General features: G+C 66.3%; 21 protein-coding genes. 11 read left to right on the forward strand and 10 right to left on the reverse strand.

What is annotated here, in order from left to right:
* Window positions 1-91 precede the first annotated feature (91 nt).
* A complete protein-coding gene (gene sufR / locus KQ307_RS12085) occupies window positions 92-766 on the forward strand; it encodes an iron-sulfur cluster biosynthesis transcriptional regulator SufR (protein ID WP_259702797.1) in 675 nt (224 codons plus the stop codon).
* The gene (locus KQ307_RS12090) at window positions 759-1,124 is read left to right on the forward strand and encodes a hypothetical protein (protein ID WP_259728090.1); all 366 of its coding nucleotides are present in this window, start codon (window positions 759-761) and stop codon (window positions 1,122-1,124) included. Before sufR ends, KQ307_RS12090 begins: the two co-directional genes overlap by 8 nt.
* On the opposite strand, the gene KQ307_RS12095 is transcribed toward KQ307_RS12090, so the two are convergent.
* On the reverse strand, window positions 1,108-2,004 hold the full coding sequence (locus tag KQ307_RS12095) for a DMT family transporter (protein ID WP_259728091.1): 897 nt from the start codon (window positions 2,002-2,004) through the stop codon (window positions 1,108-1,110). The genes KQ307_RS12090 and KQ307_RS12095 overlap by 17 nt on opposite strands.
* A gap of 21 nt (window positions 2,005-2,025) precedes the next feature.
* On the opposite strand from KQ307_RS12095, the gene KQ307_RS12100 reads away from it, so the two are divergent.
* The 7 genes from KQ307_RS12100 to KQ307_RS12130 all read left to right on the forward strand — a co-directional run bounded on the left by KQ307_RS12100 (window position 2,026) and on the right by KQ307_RS12130 (window position 8,201).
* On the forward strand, window positions 2,026-2,628 hold the full coding sequence (locus KQ307_RS12100; RefSeq protein ID WP_259702794.1) for a phycobiliprotein lyase: 603 nt from the start codon (window positions 2,026-2,028) through the stop codon (window positions 2,626-2,628).
* 96 nt (window positions 2,629-2,724) lie between these two features.
* The gene (locus tag KQ307_RS12105; protein WP_259728092.1) at window positions 2,725-3,486 is read left to right on the forward strand and encodes a phycobilisome rod-core linker polypeptide; all 762 of its coding nucleotides are present in this window, start codon (window positions 2,725-2,727) and stop codon (window positions 3,484-3,486) included.
* A 198-nt stretch (window positions 3,487-3,684) separates the two neighbouring features.
* Complete coding sequence (locus tag KQ307_RS12110; protein ID WP_259728093.1) at window positions 3,685-4,797, forward strand: DUF4912 domain-containing protein; 1,113 nt, start codon at window positions 3,685-3,687, stop codon at window positions 4,795-4,797.
* Window positions 4,798-4,801: 4 nt separating this feature from the next.
* Entirely contained in the window at window positions 4,802-4,975 is a 174-nt protein-coding gene (locus KQ307_RS12115; protein ID WP_259728094.1) for a hypothetical protein, read from the forward strand.
* A 69-nt stretch (window positions 4,976-5,044) separates the two neighbouring features.
* Window positions 5,045-6,499, forward strand: coding sequence for a phosphatidylserine/phosphatidylglycerophosphate/cardiolipin synthase family protein (locus KQ307_RS12120; RefSeq protein WP_399241702.1), 1,455 nt, complete (start codon window positions 5,045-5,047; stop codon window positions 6,497-6,499).
* A gap of 8 nt (window positions 6,500-6,507) precedes the next feature.
* Window positions 6,508-7,710, forward strand: a complete 1,203-nt coding sequence (locus KQ307_RS12125) for an FAD-dependent oxidoreductase (protein ID WP_259728095.1) — start codon at window positions 6,508-6,510, stop codon at window positions 7,708-7,710.
* 38 nt (window positions 7,711-7,748) lie between these two features.
* The gene (locus tag KQ307_RS12130; RefSeq protein ID WP_259702790.1) at window positions 7,749-8,201 is read left to right on the forward strand and encodes a hypothetical protein; all 453 of its coding nucleotides are present in this window, start codon (window positions 7,749-7,751) and stop codon (window positions 8,199-8,201) included.
* 15 nt (window positions 8,202-8,216) lie between these two features.
* Here the strand turns inward: KQ307_RS12130 and KQ307_RS12135 are convergent, their stop codons facing one another.
* The gene (locus KQ307_RS12135) at window positions 8,217-8,591 is read right to left on the reverse strand and encodes a hypothetical protein (protein WP_259702789.1); all 375 of its coding nucleotides are present in this window, start codon (window positions 8,589-8,591) and stop codon (window positions 8,217-8,219) included.
* A 115-nt stretch (window positions 8,592-8,706) separates the two neighbouring features.
* On the opposite strand from KQ307_RS12135, the gene KQ307_RS12140 reads away from it, so the two are divergent.
* A complete protein-coding gene (locus KQ307_RS12140) occupies window positions 8,707-10,374 on the forward strand; it encodes an alpha-D-glucose phosphate-specific phosphoglucomutase (RefSeq protein ID WP_259728096.1) in 1,668 nt (555 codons plus the stop codon).
* A gap of 15 nt (window positions 10,375-10,389) precedes the next feature.
* Here KQ307_RS12140 and KQ307_RS12145 read toward each other — a convergent pair whose 3' ends face one another.
* From KQ307_RS12145 to KQ307_RS12170, 6 genes are all read right to left on the reverse strand, one after another.
* Window positions 10,390-10,680 carry a hypothetical protein gene (locus tag KQ307_RS12145; RefSeq protein ID WP_259728097.1) on the reverse strand — a complete coding sequence of 97 codons (291 nt, stop codon included), beginning with the start codon at window positions 10,678-10,680 and terminating at the stop codon, window positions 10,390-10,392.
* 1 nt (window position 10,681) lies between these two features.
* Window positions 10,682-13,957, reverse strand: coding sequence for an efflux RND transporter permease subunit (locus tag KQ307_RS12150; RefSeq protein ID WP_259728098.1), 3,276 nt, complete (start codon window positions 13,955-13,957; stop codon window positions 10,682-10,684).
* Window positions 13,954-15,093 carry an efflux RND transporter periplasmic adaptor subunit gene (locus tag KQ307_RS12155; RefSeq protein WP_259728099.1) on the reverse strand — a complete coding sequence of 380 codons (1,140 nt, stop codon included), beginning with the start codon at window positions 15,091-15,093 and terminating at the stop codon, window positions 13,954-13,956. Before KQ307_RS12155 ends, KQ307_RS12150 begins: the two co-directional genes overlap by 4 nt.
* 87 nt (window positions 15,094-15,180) lie before the next feature.
* Window positions 15,181-15,462, reverse strand: coding sequence for a hypothetical protein (locus KQ307_RS12160; RefSeq protein ID WP_259728100.1), 282 nt, complete (start codon window positions 15,460-15,462; stop codon window positions 15,181-15,183).
* Window positions 15,462-18,770 carry an efflux RND transporter permease subunit gene (locus KQ307_RS12165; protein WP_259728101.1) on the reverse strand — a complete coding sequence of 1,103 codons (3,309 nt, stop codon included), beginning with the start codon at window positions 18,768-18,770 and terminating at the stop codon, window positions 15,462-15,464. The genes KQ307_RS12160 and KQ307_RS12165 overlap by 1 nt, the downstream gene beginning before the upstream one ends.
* Window positions 18,771-18,780: 10 nt before the next feature.
* Complete coding sequence (locus KQ307_RS12170) at window positions 18,781-19,887, reverse strand: efflux RND transporter periplasmic adaptor subunit (RefSeq protein ID WP_259728102.1); 1,107 nt, start codon at window positions 19,885-19,887, stop codon at window positions 18,781-18,783.
* Window positions 19,888-20,010: 123 nt separating this feature from the next.
* Here KQ307_RS12170 and KQ307_RS12175 point away from each other — a divergent pair, with 123 nt between their 5' ends.
* Window positions 20,011-22,263 (forward strand): AAA family ATPase, encoded by a 2,253-nt coding sequence (locus KQ307_RS12175; RefSeq protein WP_259728103.1) that lies wholly within the window; start codon window positions 20,011-20,013, stop codon window positions 22,261-22,263.
* A 112-nt stretch (window positions 22,264-22,375) separates the two neighbouring features.
* Here the strand turns inward: KQ307_RS12175 and KQ307_RS12180 are convergent, their stop codons facing one another.
* Together KQ307_RS12180 and KQ307_RS12185 are read right to left on the reverse strand one after the other, a co-directional pair.
* Window positions 22,376-23,059, reverse strand: a complete 684-nt coding sequence (locus KQ307_RS12180; RefSeq protein WP_259702780.1) for an alpha/beta hydrolase — start codon at window positions 23,057-23,059, stop codon at window positions 22,376-22,378.
* Window positions 23,060-23,183: 124 nt separating this feature from the next.
* Complete coding sequence (locus KQ307_RS12185) at window positions 23,184-23,696, reverse strand: hypothetical protein (RefSeq protein ID WP_259702779.1); 513 nt, start codon at window positions 23,694-23,696, stop codon at window positions 23,184-23,186.
* Between the last annotated feature and the right edge of the window lie 64 nt (window positions 23,697-23,760).

The following is a 23,760-nucleotide window of genomic DNA, read 5'->3' on the forward strand; positions in this document are numbered from 1 at the left end:
TGGGGGCCTGACCGAGCGGCCCCACAGCCACCCGCCAGGCGTGGCAGGGTGTGGCCAGGACCGTGTCTCGCCAGACCATCCTCACCCCCTGATGAGTTCCACCACCCAGACCCCAACCCGTGAGGCGGCCCTCACACTCCTGCTGCGTCAGGGCGAGGCCACGGCTGCGGATCTCTCCGAACAGCTCGCTGTTTCCGTGCAGGCGATGCGTCGTCACCTGCGCGGCCTCGAGGAAGAAGGCCTGGTCGAAGCCAGCCCGAGCGCCGAAGGGCCTGGACGGCCCAGCAATCACTGGCGCCTGACCAGCATTGGCCGCCATCAGTTTCCCGATGGTGGCGAACAGTTCGCCCTCGGCCTGCTGCAGTCGATGGCCGCCAGCCTGCCCCCCGACATGCTCACCAGGCTGCTGCGGCAGCAGGCCGTGGTCAAGGGCGCATCGGATCGGCTCCTGATCGGCACCGGCAGCCTGGCCGAGCGGCTCGGCCGTCTGGTGGAACTGCGCCGCCAGGAGGGCTACGTGTCCGAATGCAGCCGGGAGGCCGAGGGTGGCTCCTGGTGCATGCGGGAGTTTCGTTGTTCCGTCGCCAGGCTCGCCGATCAATTCCCCCAGATCTGCGATCAGGAGTTGCAACAGATCCGCCACACCTTCCCGGATTGCAGCGTGGAGAGGGTCCACTGGCGGCTGGAAGGGGGGCATTCCTGCGGGTTCCGCCTCACCCCCCGCTCCGCCACCGCCAGTCCCGTCGACCGAGAAAGCGATGGCTGAGGCGGGGCCCCTCAGCAGTCAGGAGATGGTGTTGCTGGAATCCAGCCTGCTTCCTTCCCTGGAGCGCCACCACCTGCGCCTGCTGGCCCACAGCCTTCGCACCCTGCAACAGATCGCCGGTCCCTCGCAGGGAGAGATTCCCTCCGGGCCGCAACTGGAGAGCTGGCTGGCCGAGCAACCCCAGCTCAAGGCGGAGCCTGTTTTTCAGCAGGATTTCCGGCGGCAGCTCGAAAAGGCGGCCCGCCAGCTGGAAGGCATTGCCGCTTCGCTGGGGAAGGGGGCCCTGACCCTGGATCTCAGCGACCTGTGTCGCTGGGCTGACGCCCAGGCCCGCACAAGGCTCACACCACCAGGCTGACTCCAGCTATGGCGAGCAGAGCTGCCACCAGACCGGTCCAGCCGGGGCTGTCCCCCTCCCAATGGGCCAGGGGAAGGGCCATCACCGGAGCAGTGGAGAGCAGAGCCACTGCCATCCCCGCCGGCAGGTGCTGCAACGCCGTCTGCTGCAGCAGGATCCCGAAGGTGGTGCCGAGCAGGGTGGCGAGCAGCACCAGGGGCCAGCGGCGCCAGGCCAGACGGGGACCTGCCCCCTGGGGTGGCCAGTGCCGCAGCAGGGGCACCATCACCAGCGTCGCCGCCGCCAACCGCAACGTGGCCGATTGCAAGGGGCTCAGATCAGAAGCCAGCAGCGCGGTTCGGGAGAGCAGCGCACCGCCGCTGCCGCAGAGCAGGGCCGCAAGGGCCAGCAGCAGACCCAGTCGCTGCCCCCCGGGCCGCTGGGCTGCCGGCGGCTGCTGACGCGCCACCACCAGCACCGCCAGACCGATCAGCCCCACCCCCAGCCACTGCTCGGGAGCAGGCAGCTCGCTGAGGAACAGGGCCCCACCCAACACCGTCACCACAGGACCGCCAGCCTCGATCGTGAGGGTGCGGCGGGTGCCGAGCCGGCGCAGGGCGGCGAAATAAAAGCTGTCCCCCAGGGCGATTCCGACCACGCCGCTGGCCAGCAGCAGGGCAACGGCGCCGGGCTGGACGTGCCAGAGGCCCAGCAGCACCAGCGGCAGCTGAACAGCCAGGGCCAGCAGATTCTTGAGCAGATTCAACTGGGCCGACGACAGGGAGGTCGGCAGGCGCCGCCACAGGCTGCTGGCCAGGGCCCAGCAGAGCGCCGCCGCCAGGGCGGCCAGGACTCCCGTGGAGGCCACCAGTGACGGGAGGGGTGTGGGCCTTGCGATCATCGCTGCAGCCGTGACCCTGCCGTGAGTGTTCCGATCGCCGATGCCATCAGCTTCTTCAGACTCAGCTGCGGCCGCTGGCGCTCCCAGCGCACCAGCCATCACCTGCTGCACCGCCGCGCGGAAGCCGGCGGCTCGCTGATCGAGGTGGTGGAAGTGGCCGCCGAGGATCCACGCCTGGCAGCGATCGCCGTGCTGCATGGCCAGGAGCCGACCGCACTCGTGGGTGGCTGCCAGGTGCGCTGGAGCGGTTCGATGGCCTGGGACAAGGCCGGGGAAGACCATCAGGGCGAATCGGTGTTCGGCCTGATTCCTACCGATGCTCTGGGCCGGCAGGGGCTGCTGCTGCGGGATCGGGGCTACGCCGAAACCGCCCCGGTGGCCGGCCACTTCCAGATGGACGACCGCGACGGGCTGCTGCTCACCACGGGCTACGAAACGATGAACTCGCTTGAGCGCTTCTGGTTCCCCACGCCGAACCTGCGGCTGCGCACCAGCACCGTGGAGGGGCTTTCGAACACCGCCTCGTTCTGTGTGGAGAGCCGTTGCCTGGATGGGACCCCGCCGGCAGGCCAGGGAGCCGGCAACGGAGTGGCCGCCGACGCGGTTTCCGCCTTCGGCTGGTGAGAGCCAATCATTACGGACTGTGAGCCCTGGCCTGGGGCGCCTGGGTTGACCCGAGCCCTACTTCTACGATCCACAGCGACGGTTGACGATGCACGTGTGGCTATCCCGCTTCTGAAGTACGCGCCGACAACCCAGAACTCCCGCGTGGAGCCGTATCGCGTCGGTTCCGACGAGGATCCAAAAACGGTGTCCATCGACAAGGCCATCGATCGGGAAGCCCAGAACTTCGTGATCGAAACGGCCTACCGACAGATCTTCTTCCACGCCTTCAAGGTTGACCGCGACAGGATTCTCGAATCGCAATTGCGCGATGGACAGATCACCGTGCGGGATTTCATCCGCGCTCTCTGTCTTTCCGACACTTTCACCCGCAGCTTCTACAACCTCAACAACAACTACCGGGTCGCCCGCCACCTGGTGGAGAAGCTGCTCGGCCGGCCTGTCTACGGCAAGGCCGAGGAGATCGCCTGGTCTGCCGTGATCATGACCAAGGGTGTCGCCGGGGCCGTTGACCAGATCCTCGACAGCGCCGAGTATCTGGACAACTTCGGCTACGACACCGTTCCTTTCCACCGCAACCGGGTGGTCGGATCGAGAGAGGTGGGCGAAACCCCCTTCAACATCACTTCGCCGCGCTACGAGGCTTATCACCGCGGCGTGCTCGGCTTCCCCCAGATCATCTACACAGGCAGCACCCGTTCCCTGCCTGCTCGGGCTCGCCAGCGCCGAGGCGGCTTCCCCGAAGATTATCTGCCCTGGGTCCGGCAGCTCCCTGCTCTCCGCAGCGGTGCCGCCTCATCCGGCAGTGTCGGCATGGACTACCTCGCCAAGGTGCCCTACCGGAGCATCGGGCGCTGAGCAGGGCTCGCTGAAAACCCTTGCCCTTCCTGAAAACGGCGGATTCTCACCGCCGTTTTTTCATGTTCTGTGGCATCCTCTCAGGCGTCAGTGGTTGCTGACGCCCCGGACCCAAGAGCGTTCCTCTCTGGCAATCTCCTGCAGAGTGATTAAAAAGAGGCGTAGCGAGTGACTCAGGCATTTTCTTCTCTGGCGAAAATGACCCTGAGGCAGCTCCGGCAGGTTGCCAACGGTCTTGGTGTCGGCCTTTACAGCCGCCAGTCGAAGCAGGAGCTCACCGAAGCGATCGCCGACAACCAGCCTGGCGATTCTCCGGCTGCTGGCCCGCCGGGTGGCTCAACGGCCACTGTTGCTGTAGCGAGCCTTGCCGAGATGGAAGCAGGCCTTCCTCCAGCCCCCCGGCCAGCCGCCCAGACCAAGGTGGTGTTTCTCCCCCGCGATCCTCAGTGGGCGTATGTGTTCTGGGAAATCGCCGACGCAGATCGCCAGCAGGCCTTCAGCTCAGGCGCCAGCCAGCTTTGCCTGCGGTTGGCCGATGTCACAGGGCTCAGCGGCGGTGCAGCCCACTCCCAGACCCTCCAGGAGGTGCCGGTCGACAGCCATGCCACTGAGTGGTACCTGCCGGTGCCGATGAGTGATCGGGATTACCGCGTTGAGCTGGGCTGCCGCAAAGCGGGCGGAGGCTGGATTTCCCTGGGTTTCTCTGCTGCCGCCCGCGTCCCTGCTCTCCATCCAAGCGAACAGATTCTCGATCAGTTCGTGCCCTTCTCGCTTGAAACCCCCCCCAGCCCAGGCTCGTTGCCCAGTCCGGTCGACGCCCCATACAACGATCTGCACGAACGGCTCTACCGGAAAGCCTCCCTGCAGAGCATGGGCGGCGTGAGCCCCGGAATCCGTTTCGGCAGGGGTTCCGAAGCCTTTCATGAGCTCGGTGAGCGTGGGGTCGGTCCCGACCACCGCAGCCTCTCGGATTCAGGTATCGGAGTGTGGGCCAGTGGCCGCCATCAATCGGGGATCGGTGGAGTGCCTGCCCGCGAGCGCTCCTTCTGGCTGGTCGCTGACGCTGAATTGATCGTCTACGGATCAACTGATCCTTCCGCCACCCTGTTGATCGGCAGCGAAAGCGTCCCCCTCTCGGCCGAGGGAACCTTCCGGATCCAGGTGCCGTTCCGCGATGGCGAGCAGATCTACCCGATCGAGGCGATCGCCGCCGATGGCGAGCAGAAACGCAACATCACCCTCCAGTTCGGTCGCACCACTCCGGAAGACAGAACCAATCCAGCCAGCCAGGCTTCCCCTGAATGGTTCTGAGCTGATGCGTGCCCTGGTGGCCTTGACCCCCCTGGCCGGGAGCCTGGTCCTGCCGATCCTTGTACCGATCCTGATGGTTCGCTTCAGCGTCGCTGCTGGAGTTGCAGTTGCTGTGGTGGCCAGTTGCCTCTGGTTCACGTTGATGCTTCGCACCGCCGAAATGCCCGGCCACTCCTGAGCCGAGTCGGGAGAGAGTTCAAATCCCGGACGACGGGGAACGCTGAGGGAAGCCAGCCCTGCTCCCCCCTTGAATCGATCCCCTTCGCCCCGCCCAGGCCGCCATGCCCCAGCTGGCACTGCGGCCCTGATGGGCCTTGCCCTCGGCCTGGCCGGATGCAGCGCCACAGCACGGATCATCGGCCAGGCTCCAGCCGATCTGCCGTTGCCGCCAGGCATGGAGGTGGCCTTCAACCACCGCAGCGACCACCATTACCACAGCCCGATCAACGGCCGTCGGCGCAGCGGCGACGATCTGGAGGCCCTGGTGCTCGGGACGATCCAGCGGGCCGAAACCGACATCCAGATGGCGGTCCAGGAGCTCTCCCTGCCCAGGGTGGCCGAGGCCCTGGTGGCCAAGCACCGGGCGGGAATCAAGGTGCGGGTCGTGCTGGAGAACACCTACAGCACCCCCTGGAGCCTCCAGCATCCAAGTGAGCTGAACCCCCACAAACGCCTCCGCCACACCCAGCTCTCCGCCCTGGCCGATCGCAATCACGATGGGTTGCTCAGCAGCGATGAGCGGCGAGCCGGGGATGCGGTGGCCATCCTGCAGCGGGGCGGGGTGCCCCTGATCGATGACACGGCGGACGGCAGCGCTGGCAGCGGCCTCATGCACCACAAGTTTCTGGTCGTTGATGGCCGCTGGCTGGTCACCGGCTCAGCCAACTTCACGCCGTCCTGCATTCATGGCGATGCCGGTGACTCGCGAACCCTGGGCAATGTCAATCACCTGCTCCGCATCGAGAGCCCGGCGCTCAGCGCCCTGTTCGACGCCGAGTTCGAGCGGATGTGGGGCGATGGTCCGGGCGGAAGCCCCGACAGCCGCTTCGGCATCGGCAAGGAGTCCGGCCCGGTTCAGGCGGTGATGGTGGGGCCGACCCGGGTGGAGGTGTTGTTCGCCCCCCAGCGACGGCGCGATCCCGCCAATGGGCTGTCCCTGCTGGCGGAGCGCATGTCCCAGGCCCAGACCAGCCTGGACATGGGGCTGTTCGTCTTCTCCGCCCAGATCCTTGCCGACCGGCTGGCCGAGCTGCAGCAGCGCGGCGTCAGGATCCGCCTGCTGGCCGATCCAGGTTTCGCCAGCCGCTCCTTCTCCGAGGTTCTCGACCTGCTCGGCGTGGCCCTGCCCGATCGGTTCTGCAAGCTGGAGGCAGGCAACACCCCCTGGCAGCAGCCGATCGAGGGGGTGGGAACTCCGCAGCTGGCGCGGGGCGACAAGATGCACCACAAGATCGCGGTGATCGATGCCCACCAGGTGATCACGGGCTCCTTCAACTGGAGTCCGGCAGCGGCCCATGCCAACGATGAAACCCTGCTGATCCTGCATTCACCGGCGCTGGCTGCCCACTTCTCACGGGAGATGGATCGAATGTGGCAAAGTGCGGAGCTGGGCATCACCGCAAGGATGCAACGCAAGCTGGACAAGATGCGCCGGGCCTGCGGCAGCGGCAGCCAACGGCCACTCGCCGCGCAGCGAAGCTGAGGCCACCGATGGGGCAGCCGGTGGTGATTGTCGGTGCCGGCCCTGCCGGCGCCTGCCTGGCTCTGCTGCTGGCCGAGCGCGGCCTGTCCGTCACCCTGATCGAGGCCGCCAGGAATCCGGGCGGTCGTTTCCGCGGCGAGGCTCTGATGCCCTCAGGCCTCGAGGCACTTGATCAGATCGGGCTGACGCCGTTGCTGGACACCCTCCCGGTGCGCCCGTTGGATGGCTGGTCCTTCCGGGTCAACGGGCGGGAGCTGTTCCGCGTCGACGAGCCGATCGGCTCCGAACGACCCTGCACCCTGATCTCCCAGCCGGCTCTGCTGGAGGCCGTGATCGCCAGAGCCACAGTTTGTGGCGGTTTCCGCTGGCTGCCGGGCCAGAGCGTTCTGGCCCCGGTGATGGACAAGGAACGGGTGGCCGGGGTGCGCCTCGCCGACGGGCGGGTCCTGGCCGCCAGCCTGGTGATCGCCGCCGATGGGCGTTCCTCGCTGCTGCGTGGCAAGACGGGGCTGGTGCTGGAGCGAAGCGAGAGCCCGATCGACCTGCTCTGGTTCAGGCTGCCGGCTCACCCGCGCTTCGAAGCCGACAACCTGTTCATGGTTCAGCTGGGTGAGGGCGGCGGCTTCAGTGTTTTCCACGGCACCGCAGCCGGGGAACTTCAGCTCGGCTGGCTGCTCACCAAGGGTGCATCGATCGAGCGGAGTGCTTCCGCCTGGGCGGAAGCCTTCGCCCTGCTCTCTCCGGACTGGCTGGCGACCCACTTCCGGGCCCAGGCCGCAGCGATCGAGGCACCCCAGAAGCTTTCCGTGCAGGTGGGGTTTGCGCCCCAGTGGCATCGGAGCGGTCTGCTGCTGCTCGGCGACGCCGCCCATCCGATGAGCCCGATCCGGGCCCAGGGCCTCAACATGGCCCTGCGGGATGCCGTGGTGGCGGCCAATCACCTGGTGCCCCTGCTGCGAAGCCATCCCACGCCCCAATCCATCGACCAGGCCTTCGCCGCCATCCAGGCCGAGCGGGAGCCGGAGATCCTCCAGGCCCAGGCACTCCAACGCGCTGAAGCGCGGCAGGGAGAGCTGCTGGCCCGCAGCCCCCAGTTGCGCCAGCTGGTCGCCAGGCTGAGCCCCTGGATCGGCCCCTGGATCAGACGGTCCTGGATCGCGCGACAACGCAGTCTGCGCGAAGGGCTCGGACCCGTGCGCCTCGGCGTCTGAGCGGCAGCGATGATGGATACCGTGCCATCGGATCATCCATGGGTCGAATACGCCTTGTCGCCCTGCCGCTGTTCGCCCCCTGGTTCGGCCTGATGATCCTGGGCTGCTTCTCCGCGGCCCAGACCAGGGAGCTGCCCACCTACCCGAGCAGCAGCACCCTGCGGGAGGTGCAGCTGGCCACATTCGCCTGTTCCCGTAGCAACGCGGAGGCTGATTGCAGCCGTGCCCGCTCCCTGGCCAATCCCCTGATGGACAACCCGCTTCTGCCGTCGTTCTGCAAGGACGGAGTCTGGGAGATTCTCCAGAAAGCCCAGCCGGCGGCGGCCAACTCCTTCGAACGACGCGATGCCCTCGACCAGGCCGGAGAGCGGTTGGTCAGTCGCTGCCAGGCCCGCGAAAAAGCCAGACCGGCGACCAAGCCGCCAGCAGGCCAGGGTCCCTCCGGCCCGGGCGGCGGATCAGGATTTGGGATCGGCCCCAGCAGGAACTGAGACCCGGCCGCTGGATCAGGGTCGGGGGGAGGCAACCACCCCGCTGCCGGTGCTGGAGAGCGGCTGGCTCGAGAGTTCCAGGAGCTGGCGGGACGTGGCTTCCATGAACGCCACCGTCCATCCGGTTGTGACGACCACCCGGTCCGTGAACGCGCAGAGTTCCGAGCGCTGGCCATGGGCCTCGCAACTGGCCGACAAGCCAAGCAGGGCGTTGGTCAGCTTGCCCCGCAGACAGTGCTCCGTCCCGGATTGGGACAGCACAGCTTCCGCCGCTGTGCGGGTGGATTGAACGGCCTCCGCGAGCCCGCCGGACCCGGACCCGGCGTTGACGGGGGGGGCGGCTGAAACGGCGGCGGCAATCAGCAGACTGGCCGGAAGAAGAGAGCCCATGGCATGGAAAAGCATCAGCAGCCGCATCTGTTCCAGCTCAGCGCACCGTCTCAACGTAGCCAATCCGTGCCGATCAAACAGCAGGGTTAGCCTGCGATTCCCCGTCTTCGGTGGTATGGCCAGCAGCGCATCCGACAGCCTCACTGCCGAAGCAGTGAATCATGTGGAGCTGAGCGCCCCCTTCACCGACCAGAAACCCGGCACGTCCGGCCTGCGCAAGAGCAGCCGACAGTTCGAGCAGCCCCACTACCTGGAGAGCTTCGTGGAGGCGGTGTTCCGGGTGGTGCCCGGCGTGGCGGGGGGCACGCTGATCCTTGGCGGCGACGGCCGCTACGGCAATCGCCGCGCCATCGATGTGATCACACGCATGGCCGCCGCCCATGGGGTGGCCCGATTGATCACCACCACCGGCGGGATCCTCTCCACCCCCGCCGCCTCGAATCTGATCCGCAAGCACCAGGCCATCGGCGGCATCATCCTCTCGGCCAGCCACAACCCCGGCGGCCCCGAGGGCGATTTCGGCGTCAAGGTGAATGGGGCCAATGGCGGGCCGGCGCCTGAATCGATCACCGATGCGATCTACAGCGCCACCACCCAGCTGGAGGGCTACCGGATCGTTGACGCAGCGACGCCCTCCCTGGAGGCGCCGGGCACCTACACCCTGGGCGGGCTGAGCATCGAGGTGATCGATGGAGTCGACGACTACGTGTCACTGCTGCAGGGCCTGTTCGATTTCGACGCGATCAGCCAGATGCTGCGGGGCGACTTTCCGATCGCCTTTGATGCCATGCATGCCGTCACCGGTCCCTACGCCAGCCGCCTGCTGGAGGGGCTGCTGGGGGCACCGGCCGGCACGGTGCGCAACGGCATCCCCCTGGAGGATTTCGGTGGGGGCCACCCCGACCCCAACCTCACCTATGCCCATGAGCTGGCCGAGCTGCTGATGGGCTCAGACGCCTTCCGCTTCGGGGCCGCCTGCGACGGCGACGGCGACCGCAACATGATCCTGGGCCAGCGCTGCTTCGTGAACCCCAGCGACAGCCTGGCGGTGCTCACCGCCAATGCCGGTCTGGCTCCCGGCTATGTGGGCGGGCTCGCCGGAGTGGCCCGCTCCATGCCCACCAGCGCGGCTGTGGATGTGGTAGCCAAGGATCTGGACATTCCCTGTTTCGAAACGCCCACGGGCTGGAAGTTCTTCGGCAACCTGCTTGATGCCGGCCGCATCACGCTCTGTGGTGAGGAGAGCTTTGGCACCGGCAGCGACCACATCCGCGAGAAAGATGGCCTCTGGGCCGTGCTGTTCTGGCTGCAGATTCTGGCGGTGCGGCGCTGCTCGGTGGCCGAAGTGATGACCAGCCACTGGAGCCGCTACGGCCGCCACTATTACTCCCGCCACGACTACGAAGCGATCGCCAGCGACCGGGCCCATGGCCTCTACGACCGCCTGAAGGGGATGCTGCCCTCCCTGGTTGGGGCGAGCTTCGCCGGCCGCAGCATCACCACCGCCGACGACTTCAGCTACGTCGATCCGGTGGACGGCTCACTCACCAGCGGCCAGGGTCTGCGCCTGCTGCTCGATGACGGCAGCCGGGTGGTGTTCCGCCTCTCCGGCACGGGCACCCAGGGGGCCACCCTGCGCCTCTACCTGGAGAGCTATGTGGGCACCGGCGGCAACCTGGATCAGGATCCACAGCAGGCGCTCGGGGATCTGATCAGCGCCGCCGACCAACTCGCCGAGATCCGCAGCCGCACCGGCATGGAGCGGCCCACGGTGATCACCTGACACCTTCGCCCTGGCTCAGTCGCCCCGCTGATCGAGGGGGGCACCTGGCTCGCCGCGGCGGGTGAGGCTGATCTGGCGCAGCGTTTCCCCCCAGACGCCGCAGAAGCCTGCCATCCCCACCACCACCACCCAGAAGCGGGGATGAATCGCTGGCAGCAACTCGCCGGGCGTTCGAGACACCCGGTGGGCGAGCGTCAACAGCACCAGGGCCGCAAGGACGTTGATGGCTCCTGCCAGCACGACGCGGCGGCGATCGACCCGCAACTGGCGCCGCGGAATGTAACCGGCGGGCCGGGGCAGGGGCATCTCAGGCGGCCGGCCCTGCCGGCAGCACCGGCTCGGTGGCCTGGCTGGCCGGGAACCAGGTGGCTTCCAGCTGCTTCATCAGCACATAGAACGACGGCACCACGAACAGGCTGAGCCCGGTGGCCACCAGCAGCCCGCCGAAGATCACCGCCCCCAGCGACTGCTGGCTGAGGGCCCCGGCCCCTGAGGCCACCAGCAGGGGGAAGAATCCCGCCAGGGCCGCCATCGCCGTCATCAGGATCGGCCGCAGGCGGGAGCAGGCGGCGGCCATCGCCGCTTCGGTGGCGCTCATTCCCTGCTCCATGCGCTGGTTGGCCAGATCCACGATCAGGATGCCGTTCTTGGCCGCAAGGCCGATCAGGGTGACCAGGCCCACCTGGGCATACACGTTGTTCACCTGGCCGCGCAACACCAGGAACATCAACGCTCCGAGCATCGCCAGGGGCACCGTCATCAGAATGATCAGCGGATCGATGTAGCTGCCGTACTGGGCGGAGAGCACCAGATACACCACCACGATCCCGAGCGCGAACACCAGGATCGCCAGGGCGCCGGCCTGCACCTCCGAGCGGGTCAGGGCCGACCAAGCCGAGCCGATGTTGGCGAAATTGAAGCGACGGAACACGGCGGCGATGGTGTCGATCGCCTGGCCGCTGCTCTTGCCGGCAGCTTCCACCCCCTGGATCAGCACGGAGCGGTAGAGGTCGAAGTGGCTGATGATCGGCGGGGCGCTGTCGAGGCGCGCCTTCACCACATTGGAGAGCGGCACCAGCGCGCCGGCACGGTTGCTGATGTTGAGATTGTTCAGGTCCTGAATCATGCCGCGATGGCTGGCATCGGCCTGCACAACCACCTGGCGGTATTGCTGCTGCTCGTAGGTCTGATTCACGAAGCTGCCGCCGGTGAGGGTGCCCAGGGCCTCCATCGCGGCGCTGTAATCGATGTCGAGCGAGGCCATGCGGTCGCGGTCGACATCCAGCCGCCATACCGGGGCATCACTGACGAACTGGGTGTAGAGGTTGCCGAAGGTGCCGGTGGAGCGGGCCTTGGCGATCAGTTCCTTCGCCAGGCCGGCCAGTTCGGTGGGGCTGTAGCCACCGTTGCTGAGGTCGTTGAACTGGAAGGAGAGCCCCCCCTGGGCACCGAAGCCCGGCACGGCAGCAGGAGGCTGGGCCAGCACGATCGCGCCGGGGATCGTGGCGAAGCCCTTGTTCATCCGGGCGATGATCGCGTTAGCCGATTGCTGGGGGCGGGTTCGCTGCTCGATCGGCTTGAAGCCGAAAAAGAAGATGCCCTGGTTCAACGAGCCCCCGTTGAAGCCGGCCCCGCCCACCAGCTCCCCGGACACCACATCCGGCTCCTTGGCGATGATCTTGCGTGCTTCATCCGCCACCGCCATGGTGGCCTCGATCGAAGCCTGGGCCGGCAATTGGATGATGCCCAGGCCGTAGCCCTGGTCTTCGGTGGGAACGAAGCCGGTGGGAATGAGCACGAAGGCGACGCCGGTGAGAAGCACCCCCCCCAGCAGCGCCACCACCACAAGCTTCCTCAGCCGAATCACCTGCTGGAGCAGGGCGGCATAGCCGCGGGCCACCTGCTCGAAAGCCTTGTTGAACGCCGTGAAGATGGGCATCAGGAAGCTGCCCACCACCGCACCTACCACCCCGAGCAGCAGGGCCAGCATCCAGCCACCGGCCAGGGTGCCGTAAAGGGCGCCGAACGCCCCACCGATCGCGGTCCAGCGCCAGCCCCTGGGCTCGGTCTTGCCGCCGCCCAGCAGCAGCGCTGATTGCAGCGGCTTGCCGGTGATGGCGTTGAAGGTGGAAACAATGATCGAGAACACGATCGTCAGCGCGAACTGGCGATAGATCACCCCGGTGGCTCCCGGGAAGAAGGCCACCGGCACGAACACAGCCAGCAGCACCAGCGCCGTGGCCAGGATCGCCCCGGTGAGCTCCTTCATGGCATTGGAGGCGGCCACAAAAGGCGGATCACCCGCTTCGATCCGCGCCGAAACGGCCTCCACCACCACAATCGCGTCATCCACCACCAGGCCGGTGGCCAGGATGATGCCGAGCAGGGTGAGCTCGTTGATCGAAAAACCGAAGGCCTTCACGAACACCATTGCGCCCAGCAGGGCGATCGGCAGGGCGAGGGCCGGCACAGCCGTGGCCTTCCAGTCCTGCAGAAACAGGAAGATGATCAGCAGCACCAGCACCACCGCATCGCGGAGGGCATCGAGGGCACCTTCAATCGAAGCGTTGATGAAGTCAGTCTGGTCAAACACCTTCTCCAGCAGCACGCCAGGTGGCAGGGAGTTACGGAACTGGGTGAGCACTTCATCCACCGACTTGGCCGTGGTGATCGCATTACTGCCAGGCAGCTGGATCACACCAAAGCCGACGGATGGATAGCCACTGATGGCGTTGATGGCCGCCTGATTAAAATTCTGAAAAGCGTATTCAGCTCGGCCAACATCACCCAGACGAATCAGCCCACCATCGGGCCCCTTTGAAAGGATGAGCTTTTCAAACTCAGCCACTGTTTCCAGATTGCCATTCACCAGAATGGGAAATGTGGAGCGGTTGCTCGGCAGAGATGGCGGCCCACCGATGCTGCCGGCAACCACCACCACGTTCTGAGCTTTCAGTGCATTCACCACATCGGTGACAGAAAGATTGAAACGGGAGAGCCGCAGTGGATCCACCCATAAACGGAAAGCCGGATCACTGGCCCCGAAGACATTGACCTGACCTACCCCATCGGCGCGAGTGAGCGGATAGAGAAGATTGAGTTGCAGTAGACCATTGAGATAATTCCGGTCGAACTGCCCCTCACTCGACGTGATGTTGTACACCAGAAGATAGCTGCCGGAGGTCTGCTGAACCGTCACCCCCTGGGCATTCACCTGTGGCGGCAGCTGCGGCGTAGCGGTCTGGACCCGATTGAGCACATTCACCTGATCGATATCAGGATTGGTGCCGGGCTTGAAATAGACGTTGATCTGGCTGCTGCCCTCACCGGTGCTGGTGGAGGTGATGTAGTCCATCCCAGGCGCGCCGTTGATCTGCTCCTCGAGCGGGCCGGTCACGGCACTCTCCACCGTGAGCGCGTCGGCACCGGGCAGGCTGGCGTTCACCTGGATCGTGGGCGGGGCGATATTGGGCAGATTTTCGATCGGCAGCAGCGGCAGGCTGATCACCCCGGCCAGCAGGATGAGCACACTGCACACCGTGCTGAGCACAGGGCGGCGGATGAAGGTGTCCGACAGGCTCATCGGGCAGGCCCGGGGGAAACGGCAGCAGGCACCGAACCCGGGGAGGAGGACCGCACGGCCAGGCCACTGCGCAGTTGGGCGAGGTTGCCCAGAATGACCGAATCGGTGGATCGCAGGCCGGACCTGAGCGGGAAAACGCCGTTCTGAAGGGTGCCAAGACTCACCGGCACCTGAACAGCCACAAGAGAGTCCGGCGGCGGCGGCGGCTCAATCTCCCTGCCCAGTCGCTGCCGGGCTTCCTGGGGGCTCACGGCCAGAAAAACGAAGGATTTGCCGGCCTGGAGCAGCACCGCCTGCTCCGGGATGGAGAGCAGGTTCTCCTGGGAATAGATCAAGGTGGCGTTGACCCGCTGATTGTTGCGCAGGGCGCCATTCCCATTGGCGAAGGTGGCCTTGACGAGCAGGGTCTGGCGCTGCTTGTCGAGCGAAGGTGCCACGAAACTCACAGCGCCCCTGGCACTCAGTTCCGGGCGATCCGGGGCTCTGAGCAACACCGGTAGACCCACTCTGACGCGAGCCGCATCGCTGCCGGGAACATCCAACCTTACCCAGAGAATTGAATTGTCCACCACGCTGGTGACGACACCTCCGGCCGGCACCACATCACCGATCTTGGCCTGAATACTGCCCACCTGTCCGGCGATCGGAGCCGTAATATTTTTATACCCCAGGGTGGCCTGCGAAGATTTCAGCATGTCGCGGCTCTGCAACGCCTGGGTGATGTAGAAGTCGCGCTCCTTGGTGGATACAGCGCCCTGATCATTCAGAAAAATATAACGCTCCGCATTGATCACATCCTTGCGCGCCTCCGCCCTGTCGGAGTCGGTGCTTGCCTGCTGCTGCACCTGGTCGAGCCGGAAGAGCAGTTGCCCGCGCTGCACCGCCTGCCCCTCCTGCATCGGCATGAGCACGATTCGTCCAGCGATTTCGGCGGCCAGCCTCACTTCGCGAATGGCCTCCAGCGTGCTCTGGTAGTCGGCCGAATCGGAAAACAGTGCGCTACGGGGATTCACCAGCCTGACGGCAGCAGGCGGCTGCTGAGGCGGGGGCGCCGGAGCACAGGCAGCCAGGGAGACCAGAGCCAGCAGGGAGGAGGCCGCCAGAACGGGAATGGGTTGCCGCAACGGGCTGGTCACGAGTGCGATCCAGGCTTGCGCACAACTGCAGCGGTGTCCACGTCTGCCAGGGCACCAGTTGGCTGAGGTGGGGAGCTGCTGCGGCGATCAGGGCCGATCAGGGTCACGTCTGCCTCGGGAAAAGGTCTGGTGGTAGGCAGGATCGGGGTTGCTGGCCTGCAGCTGGCGCACCGTCTCCAGGGTGAGGCCGGCAAAGGCCCCGAAGGCACAGAAGATCCCGAAGAAGAGGGCAAAGGTGCGCGGGCTCACCTCCACCGGCGTGTGGGTCACCACCGCATGCAGCATCACGGCCAGGAAGGCCCCCAGACCAGCTCCGATCAGCCCGGCAAGCAGAATCCTGCTCCCCCGCAGTGGTGCCTGAGCGGCCATCAGGGGGGGGCTCCCTCGATTGGGGTCCCTGCTTCAGCGCCGGGGGGCGGAGCGGTGGCCGGAGGCACCAGCTGCTTGACCACCACGTAGAACACCGGCACCACCAGCAGGGACAGCACCGTGGCCACCAACAGGCCGCCGAACACCACCGTGCCGAGGGAGGCCTGGCTGCGGGCGCCGGCCCCATCGGCCAGCACCAGCGGCAGGAAGCCGAACAGGGAGGAGATGGCCGTCATGATGATCGGCCGCAGGCGAGAGCGGGAGGCCTCCTTTGCCGCTTCCAGGGCGCTGGCGCCGGCGGCCATGCGCTGGTTGGCGAGATCCACGATCAGGATGCCGTTCTTGGCCGCCAGGCCGATCAGCATCACCAGCCCCACCTGGGCGTAGATGTTGAGCTCATAGCCACGGGCCCCCAGGAAGATCAGCGCCCCGAGCATGGCGGTGGGCACCGTCATCAGGATGATCAGCGGATCGCTGTAGCTCTCGTACTGCGCCGCGAGCACCAGATAAACCACCAGGATGCCGAGGGCGAAGATCACCACAGCCAGGGCCCCCGCGCTCACCTCCTCCCGGGCGATGCCTGTCCAGTCGTAGCCGATGCCGGGCACATCAAGGCCCTTGAACAGCCCCAGGATTCCCTTGATCGCCTGCCCCGAACTGCGCCCCGGCGCCGCCGAGCCCTCCACCCGGATCGAGCGGAAGAGGTTGAAGCGGGGAATGATCGAAGGGCCGGTGACCGGCTCCACCGTGATCACCTCGGCCAGCGGCACCGACTCACCCTTGGCATTGGTGACGAAGATGGCCTTCAGCCGCTGTGGGGTGGCACGGAAGGGTCCGTCCGCCTGGACATACACCCGCCGCACCCGTCCCTCCTGGAAGGTGTCGTTGACGTAGGCGCCACCGAAATAGAAGCTGAACACCCGCATCGCCTGGCCGTAGTCGAGGCCGAGGGTGGCGAGCCGGTCACGGTCAACCGTGACGGCCAGCTGGGGTGACTCGGCGCTGAACTGGGTGAACACGCGGCTGAACAGGGGCCGGCCATCCGGCCGTGCCTGGTTGGCCTCGCCAATCAGCTGGCCTGCCACCCCGGCGAACTGGGGCAGGTTGAGGGCGCCACCGCTCTGATCAAGCAGCTGGAACTCGAAGCCGCCCGAAGCGCCATAGCCGGGAATCGAGGGGGGCTCCACCACGAACACCCGGGCCCCGTCGATGACCGTGAGCTTGCTGTTCAGCCGCTCCACGATCGCGTTCACCGACTGGCTCTGATTTCCGCGGTCGTCCCAGTTCTTGGTGCCGAAAAAGAACAGCCCACGGTTGGGGGCATTGCCATCGAGGCTGGCGCCGCTGAAGATCGCCGCCGCGGTGATGTCTTTTTCACTGCGCAGGATTTCGGCCACCTGGGCATTGACCTGTTTCGTTCTCTGCACCGAGACTCCATCGGGAGCCTGCACGAAGCCGATGGCATAGCCCTGATCCTCCACCGGCACGAAGCCCGACGGGATGGCATTGAAGGCCACGCCGGTGAGCACCACCCCCCCCAGCAAAAGGGCCATCACCAGCTTGCGGCGGCCCAGCACCCAACTGAGCGCACCGCTGTAGCGCTGCTCGAAGCCGGCGTAGAAGCGGTTGAAGCTCGCAAAGATGGTGGGCGTGAACCAGCCGAGCAAGAGCCCGAGCAGGCCGAACAGCAGAATCGGCAGGGGGTTGGCAAAGCCTCCGCTCACCAGGAGTCCGTAGATGGCGCCGATCACCGCACCGGAGATGGCGTAGACCCGGCGGGTGGGGGGTGGACTCTCGCGGGCCAGCAGCAGGGCCGAGAGCATCGGCGAGAACGTGAGAGCGTTGAAGGTGGAGATCGCCACCGAAAAGATGATCGTGGCGGCGAACTGCTGGTAGATCGTGCCGGTGGCACCCGGGAAGAACAGCACCGGCAGAAACACCGCAAACAGCACCAGGGAGGTGGCGATCACAGCACCGAACAGTTCATTCATGGTGGCCTTGGCGGCCGCCACGGCCGAGAGCCCCTCCTTCTTTTTGGTTGAGGTGTCCTCGATCACGGTGATGGCGTCATCCACCACCAGGCCCGTGGCCAGCACCAGCCCGAACAGGGTGAGCTGGTTGAGGGAGAAACCGAAGGCCTTCACGAAGGCGAAGGTGCCCACCAGGGCCACGGGGATGGCGATACCGGGAACCAGGGTGGCCTTCCAGTCCTGCAGGAACAGAAAGAGGATGAGCACCACCAGCAGAACGGCGTCCCGCAAGGAACCCGTCACCCCCTCGATCGAAGCATTGATGAAGTCGGTGTTGTCATAGATGATCTCCTTGCGAATACCAGGCGGCAGGGTGGCCACGAAGGTGTCGATCACCTCCTTGACCCCGTCAGACACCTCCAGGGCATTGCTGCCGCTGAGCTGATAAACCGCCAGGCCCACCGAAGGGACGCCACGCAGGTCGGTGGCTCCCACATCAAAGCTTTCACCGCCCAGTTCCACCCGGCCCACGTCGCTCAGACGGATCAGCCCCCCATCCGGGGTGGTGCTAAGAATCAACCGCTCGAATTCCTGGCTGGTGCGCAACCTTCCCTGCAACTGCACCGTGAAGGTGAACAGCTGGCCATCGGGCGCGGGCGCCCCGCCCACCCGGCCGGCCGGCACCAGGCGATTCTGGGAACTGAGGGCGGCCACCACGTCGGCGGAGGTGAGCTTGTTGGCGGCCAGCCGGTCGGGGTCAAGCCAGAGACGGATCGCCAGTTGGCGGTTGCCGAAATAGGCGATGTCTCCGACCCCCCGCACCCGGCGCAGCGCATCGGTGAGTCCCTGATCGAGCAGGCCGCTGATCGTCTCGATGCTGAAGGGGTTGGCCGGGTCCTCGCTCACGAAGTTGGCCACCAGCAGGATCGAGGTGGAGGCCTGGTTGACCACCACCCCCGACTGACGCACTTCTTCGGGCAACTGGGGCTGGGCCAGGGCCACCCGGTTCTGCACGTTCACCTGGTTGATGTCACCATCGGTGCCGCTGGCGAACGACACCGTGATGGCGCTGGTGCCGTCGGCGGAAGAGTTGGAGCTGATGAACTCCATGTTCTGGACACCGTTGATCTGCTGCTCCAGCACGGCGGTGACCCCTTGCTCGACGCTGAGGGCATCGGCGCCGTTGTACCTGGAGGTGACCCGCACGGTGGGCGGGGCGATGTCCGGCAGGTTCTCGATCGGCAGCAGCGGGATGGCGATCAGACCGGCGAACACGATCAGCAGGCTGCACACCACGGTGAGCACCGGCCGGACGATGAAGTTGTTGGAGGGAGACATCCGGCGCTCCCTACTGCACCGTCACGGGCGTGCCGTGACGCAGGGTGAGCAGGTTGGAGGTGATCACCCGACTGTTGAGATCCACGCCTTTAAGCACCGGATAGCGATTGCTCTGCAGGGCCCCCAGCTGGACCGGCACCTGAAGGGCGAAGCTGGTGCCTGGCGGCAGCTGGCGGAGCGCTTCGAGATTCGCCTTGCCCGGGTTGCGCTCAAGATCCTGCAAGCTCCCCACTGCGAAGACGAAGCTCTGACCCGCCGACTGGGTGACCGCCACGAATGGCACCGAGGGCACCTCACCAGCCGCCAGTTGCACCCGGGTGCGCAGCCGCAGGCCCGTGCGCAGGGCACCGGTGGGGTTGGGGAACTCCGCCTTCAGCAGCAGCGACTGGGTGCCGGGATTCACGGCCGGGTCCACCGAGCTCACCACCCCGGTGGCCAGCACCCGATTGCCCAGGGGCTCCTGAAGCACCACCTGCAGGCCAGGCCGCACCCGGTCGGTGAAGATGCCGGGCACATCGACGCGGGCCATCAGGCGATCGTTGCGCACCACCTTGGTGAAGGGGGCCCCGGCGGCGATCACATCGCCCTGCTTCACCTGCAGATCACTGATCACGCCGCTGATCGGAGCCGTGAGGTTGCTGAAGGCAAGGTCGGCCTGACGGGCCACCACCGCTTCGCGTGACTGGATGTACTGCGCCCGGAATTCGTCGCGTTGCAGGGCGCTGGCAGCACCCTGGCGCACCAGAAACTCGAAACGTTCGTAATTGAGCCTGTCCTTTTCTCTCTGGGCGATCAGGCTGGCCAGATCGGCGCGCACCTGGGCCTGGTCGAGCACCAGCAGAAGCTGACCCTGCCGCACCACATCGCCCTGTCGCACCAGCAGGCGCTCGATGCGGCCGGCGGTCTGGGCGGCGAGCTGCACCTCCTCGATCGCCTCCAGGGTGCTGATCGTGTCCACGTCGTTGCTGAAGCGGCCGAGCGCCACCGGCTGGGTGGACACCTGCACCTGGCGCTGGGGCGGCGGCGGCGGGCTGCCGCCACAGCCGGTGACCACCAGCAGCACCGCCGCCAACGAGGCACCTGTACCCAGGGGCATGAAGCGGGGAGAAGCGCTCAAGCGGTTGACTCTTGTTGGATGGATTCTGCTGGAAAGGCTCAAGAATGCGGGGCGATGCGCTCTGATCACAGGATTGTCACCCATTCCGCCAGCGTGTCACCCATGTCGGCGGGATAAAAGGACATGAGCGATCTGTTCGACTTCGAAGCCTCCCGCCAGCGCCAGCGGATCGCCCCGCTGGCCGATCGGATGCGGCCGCGCCGGCTCGATGATTTCGTCGGCCAGGCGGCGATCCTGGGCCCGGGCCGCCTGCTGCGCCGGGCCATCACCGCCGACCGGGTGGGCAACCTGATCCTGCACGGGCCGCCCGGTGTGGGGAAGACCACACTCGCCCGCATCATCGCGGCGACCACCCGCTCCCACTTCGCCAGCCTCAACGCTGTGCTGGCGGGGGTGAAGGAGTTGCGGGCCGAGGTGGAGGCCGCCCGCGAACGGCTGGGTCGCCACGGTCTGCGCAGCTTCCTGTTCATCGATGAGGTGCACCGCTTCAACGCCGCCCAGCAGGACGCCCTGCTGCCCTGGGTGGAGAACGGCACGATCACCCTGATCGGCGCCACCACCGAAAACCCGTTCTTCGAGGTGAACAAGGCGCTGGTGAGCCGTTCCCGCCTGTTCCGCCTGCAGCCGCTCGAGCCGGCAGATCTGCGCCAGCTGCTGGTGCGCGCCCTGGCGGATCCCGAACATGGCTACGGCGGGAGGCCGATCAAAATCGAGGAGCGCGCCAGCGCCCATCTGCTGGACGTAGCCGGCGGTGACGCCCGCTGCCTGCTCAATGCCCTGGAACTGGCGGTGGAAACCACGGAGCCTGATGCAAACGGCGCCATCACGATCGATCTCGCCATCGCCGAGGAGTCGATCCAGCAGCGGGCCGTGCTCTACGACAAGCAGGGCGATGCCCACTTCGACACGATCAGCGCCTTCATCAAGTCGCTGCGGGGCTCCGATCCCGATGCCGCCCTGTTCTGGCTGGCCCGCATGGTGGAGGCAGGCGAAAACCCCCGCTTCATCTTCCGCCGCATGCTGATCGCCGCCGGCGAAGACGTGGGGCTGGCGGACCCGCAGGCCGTGGTGGTGGTGGAGGCCTGCGCGGCCGCCTTCGAACGGGTGGGGCTGCCCGAAGGGCTGTACCCGCTGGCCCAGGCAGCGCTCTACCTGGCCTCCACTGAAAAGAGCAACAGCGTGCTGGGGTTCTTCGATGCCCTCAAGAGTGTGCGGAGCGCCGCCAGCCAATCGGTGCCATCCCCCCTGCGGGATGGCAACCGCGATGGCCAGGCCTTCGGCGATGGCAAGGGCTACCGCTACCCCCACGCCTACGCCGACCACTGGGTCGCCCAGACCTACCTGCCAGGTGCCCTGCAGGGGCAGGTGTTCTGGCAGCCCGGAGGACTGGGCTGGGAGGGCAGCCTGAAGGGACGCGTGCAGCAGCGCCGGGCTGCCCAGCTCGCTGCGGCGGCGGAAACCATGCTCGCGCCGGGATCATGGCAAGGGGAACTGCTCAGCAGCAGCCCAGCTGATCCCCAGCTGGAGCTTTGGCTGCAGCGGCAAGGGGCCGCCGAAGGAGAGCGGCTCGACCAGTTGCGTCAGCGTTTCTGGCAGGGCGCCGGCTGGCAACGTCACGACCGGGTGCTGATCCTTGAGGCCCGCTCCCTGCTCTGGGCGATCGATCCGCTCGAAGCCACACCGGAGGGGGGGATGGTGATCGGCGTGGCCCAGCCCGAGGATCTGGAGCGGCTTCAGGCCCATCTGCAGCTGCTTGATGCCCTCCGCCAACCGAGGTTGAGGCTGATCTCACCTGATCAGCCTGAGCTGTTGCTCACCCAGCTCGACCCTGGCGAGCGCTTCGAGTGGCTGGCTGCTCGCCAGCCCTTCCAGGGGCTCGGACCCACCGTCGTTCAGCGCTGGATGGAGACCCTGACCGCCCTGAGCAGCGACAGCGCTGAACTGCGTCTGCTGTTCAGTGCTCCCTCGATCGGCCCCGCCGAAAGCCTGCTCGCCTGGCTGGGCAGTCAGAACCGGGCTGCTGCCGAACCCAGCCAGAACCAGCAACGGCTGGAGGCCTGCCTGCCGCTGGAGCAGCCATGGCTGCAGCAGGCGGCCACCTCGACCCTGGCGGCAGTCCGTGGCGAACTGGAGCGCCTCGGCTGGCGGGTGAGTGAGGAGGGCTGGCAGGAGTGCTTGCCCCTGGCCCTCAGCCCCGGCCTGGTGGAACGCTGGTTCGCAGCCGAAGCCAGCTATCGAAAGATCATCAACCAGGGATTCTCAGACGACGAGATCACGGCTCTGCGGACCTGCTTTGAAGCCAGCCTCGACGCGAAGCTGCCCCAACGCATCGTGCACTGCCTGCTGATCGCCAGACGCAAAGGCTCGTTGCGATGACGTTTCGGCGACTCGATGGCTGGGCTGGGTTGACATGAAAAAGCCCCGGGAAAACCGGGGCTTGGGTCTGGATCAGGTCCGGGGAGGACCGATCAGAATGAGCCTGGGCGGATCACCAGAGGCCGCGGATCGGCTCGGGGGTGAAGGGCTGAGGAGCGGGAGCAGGAGCAGGAGCCGTGCGCACTTGGGCGACCGGGTCGGTCATCTGGTTGGCCTGGATGCAGGCAGGCAGGAAGACATACCAGGACAGCAGGGAAGTGCACTGAGCCGTTCCCTCCTGGCACTTGCCTTCCGCACAGATGTTCTGCTTGCCGTCGTAGGTGTTGCAGGTGTCAGCCAGGCGGAAATCGGTGGGCAGGGCCGCCATGATCCCGGCCGAAGAGATCGTTCCATCAGCCGCATCGGCAATGATTGCGCTGCGCAGTGCTGGCACCGCGTAGGTGGTCATGCTCCAGTAGGGGAAGTAGCTGCGGGTCTGATCCTTGAGGAACTTCACCCCGGCATCGGAGTAGAGGAACCGGGAGACCCCGACCAGGTCGACGGTGTAGGTCTTGGAAAGGCCCGAGCGGATTTCATCGGCGGTCCAGCCGGAGCGGGAGATCCCATCAGCCAGACCACGGTCGGTCACGGCGCCGGATTCCAGGAAGGTGCCGAACTTGTCGAAGCCGGTCGACCAGACGGCGCCACCGGTGTTCCAGCGAACGGGCAGATCGTTGTCGACGGCGGCGGCAGCGGGCAGCGCGGAAGCCGCAACGGCGGCTCCCACAAGAAGACTGGCGGCAAAACGCTTGAGCACAGCTGACGATTACAACAACTTTTTAAACATAGACGTTTGAGTTGCATTTGCCAATAACTCGAGCTGTTTGTTCGGATCTGAGCGCATCAAAACCCTTCGCTTCCTGAGAAAATCTTCAGGAAACTCAACCAGCGATAGCCTTGGCCTGGTTGTTCAGATTCGGCAGAGAGCGCCAACCCTGTGGGCATTGCAGGCGCGAGCCGCGCAGCGGGAACGCCCCTGGGGTCCCGGTTCCTCGGCAGACCACCCCGCGGGGGACCCCATCGATCGCCTCCACCCGGCCCACGTAGGTTTCAGCAGCGCCCCGGGAACTCAGCAACAGCTGCACCGCCTGATCCTCCAAGCTCACCCGGGCCTTCATCCCATCGGGCTCTTCAATCCCGAGCACGTCGAGATAGCCGCTGAACCCACCCCAGAAAAAGCGGGTGATCTCGGCACCGACAAAGCGGTTGAGCAGCACCGAGGCCTCCTGGCGTTGGTGCTGCAGAACTTCCTGGGTTTCAAGGGCAACCAGCAGCTCGGCCGTGGCGCCACCCGTGCGGCTGAGCATCAGGGGTCTGATCGGCCACTGCACCAAGCCGGCCACGCCGATCACGCTGAGCACCCCAAGCAGACTCAGACGCGCTGAAACAGGCATGGGTGGCACGGGTGAGCAGCGACCATAAGCCTCTTAGGCTCGCCCCAGCCAAGTCTCAATCTCC

This window comes from Synechococcus sp. CS-1326 (genome assembly GCF_025128115.1).
In the GTDB taxonomy this organism is placed as follows: domain Bacteria; phylum Cyanobacteriota; class Cyanobacteriia; order PCC-6307; family Cyanobiaceae; genus Regnicoccus.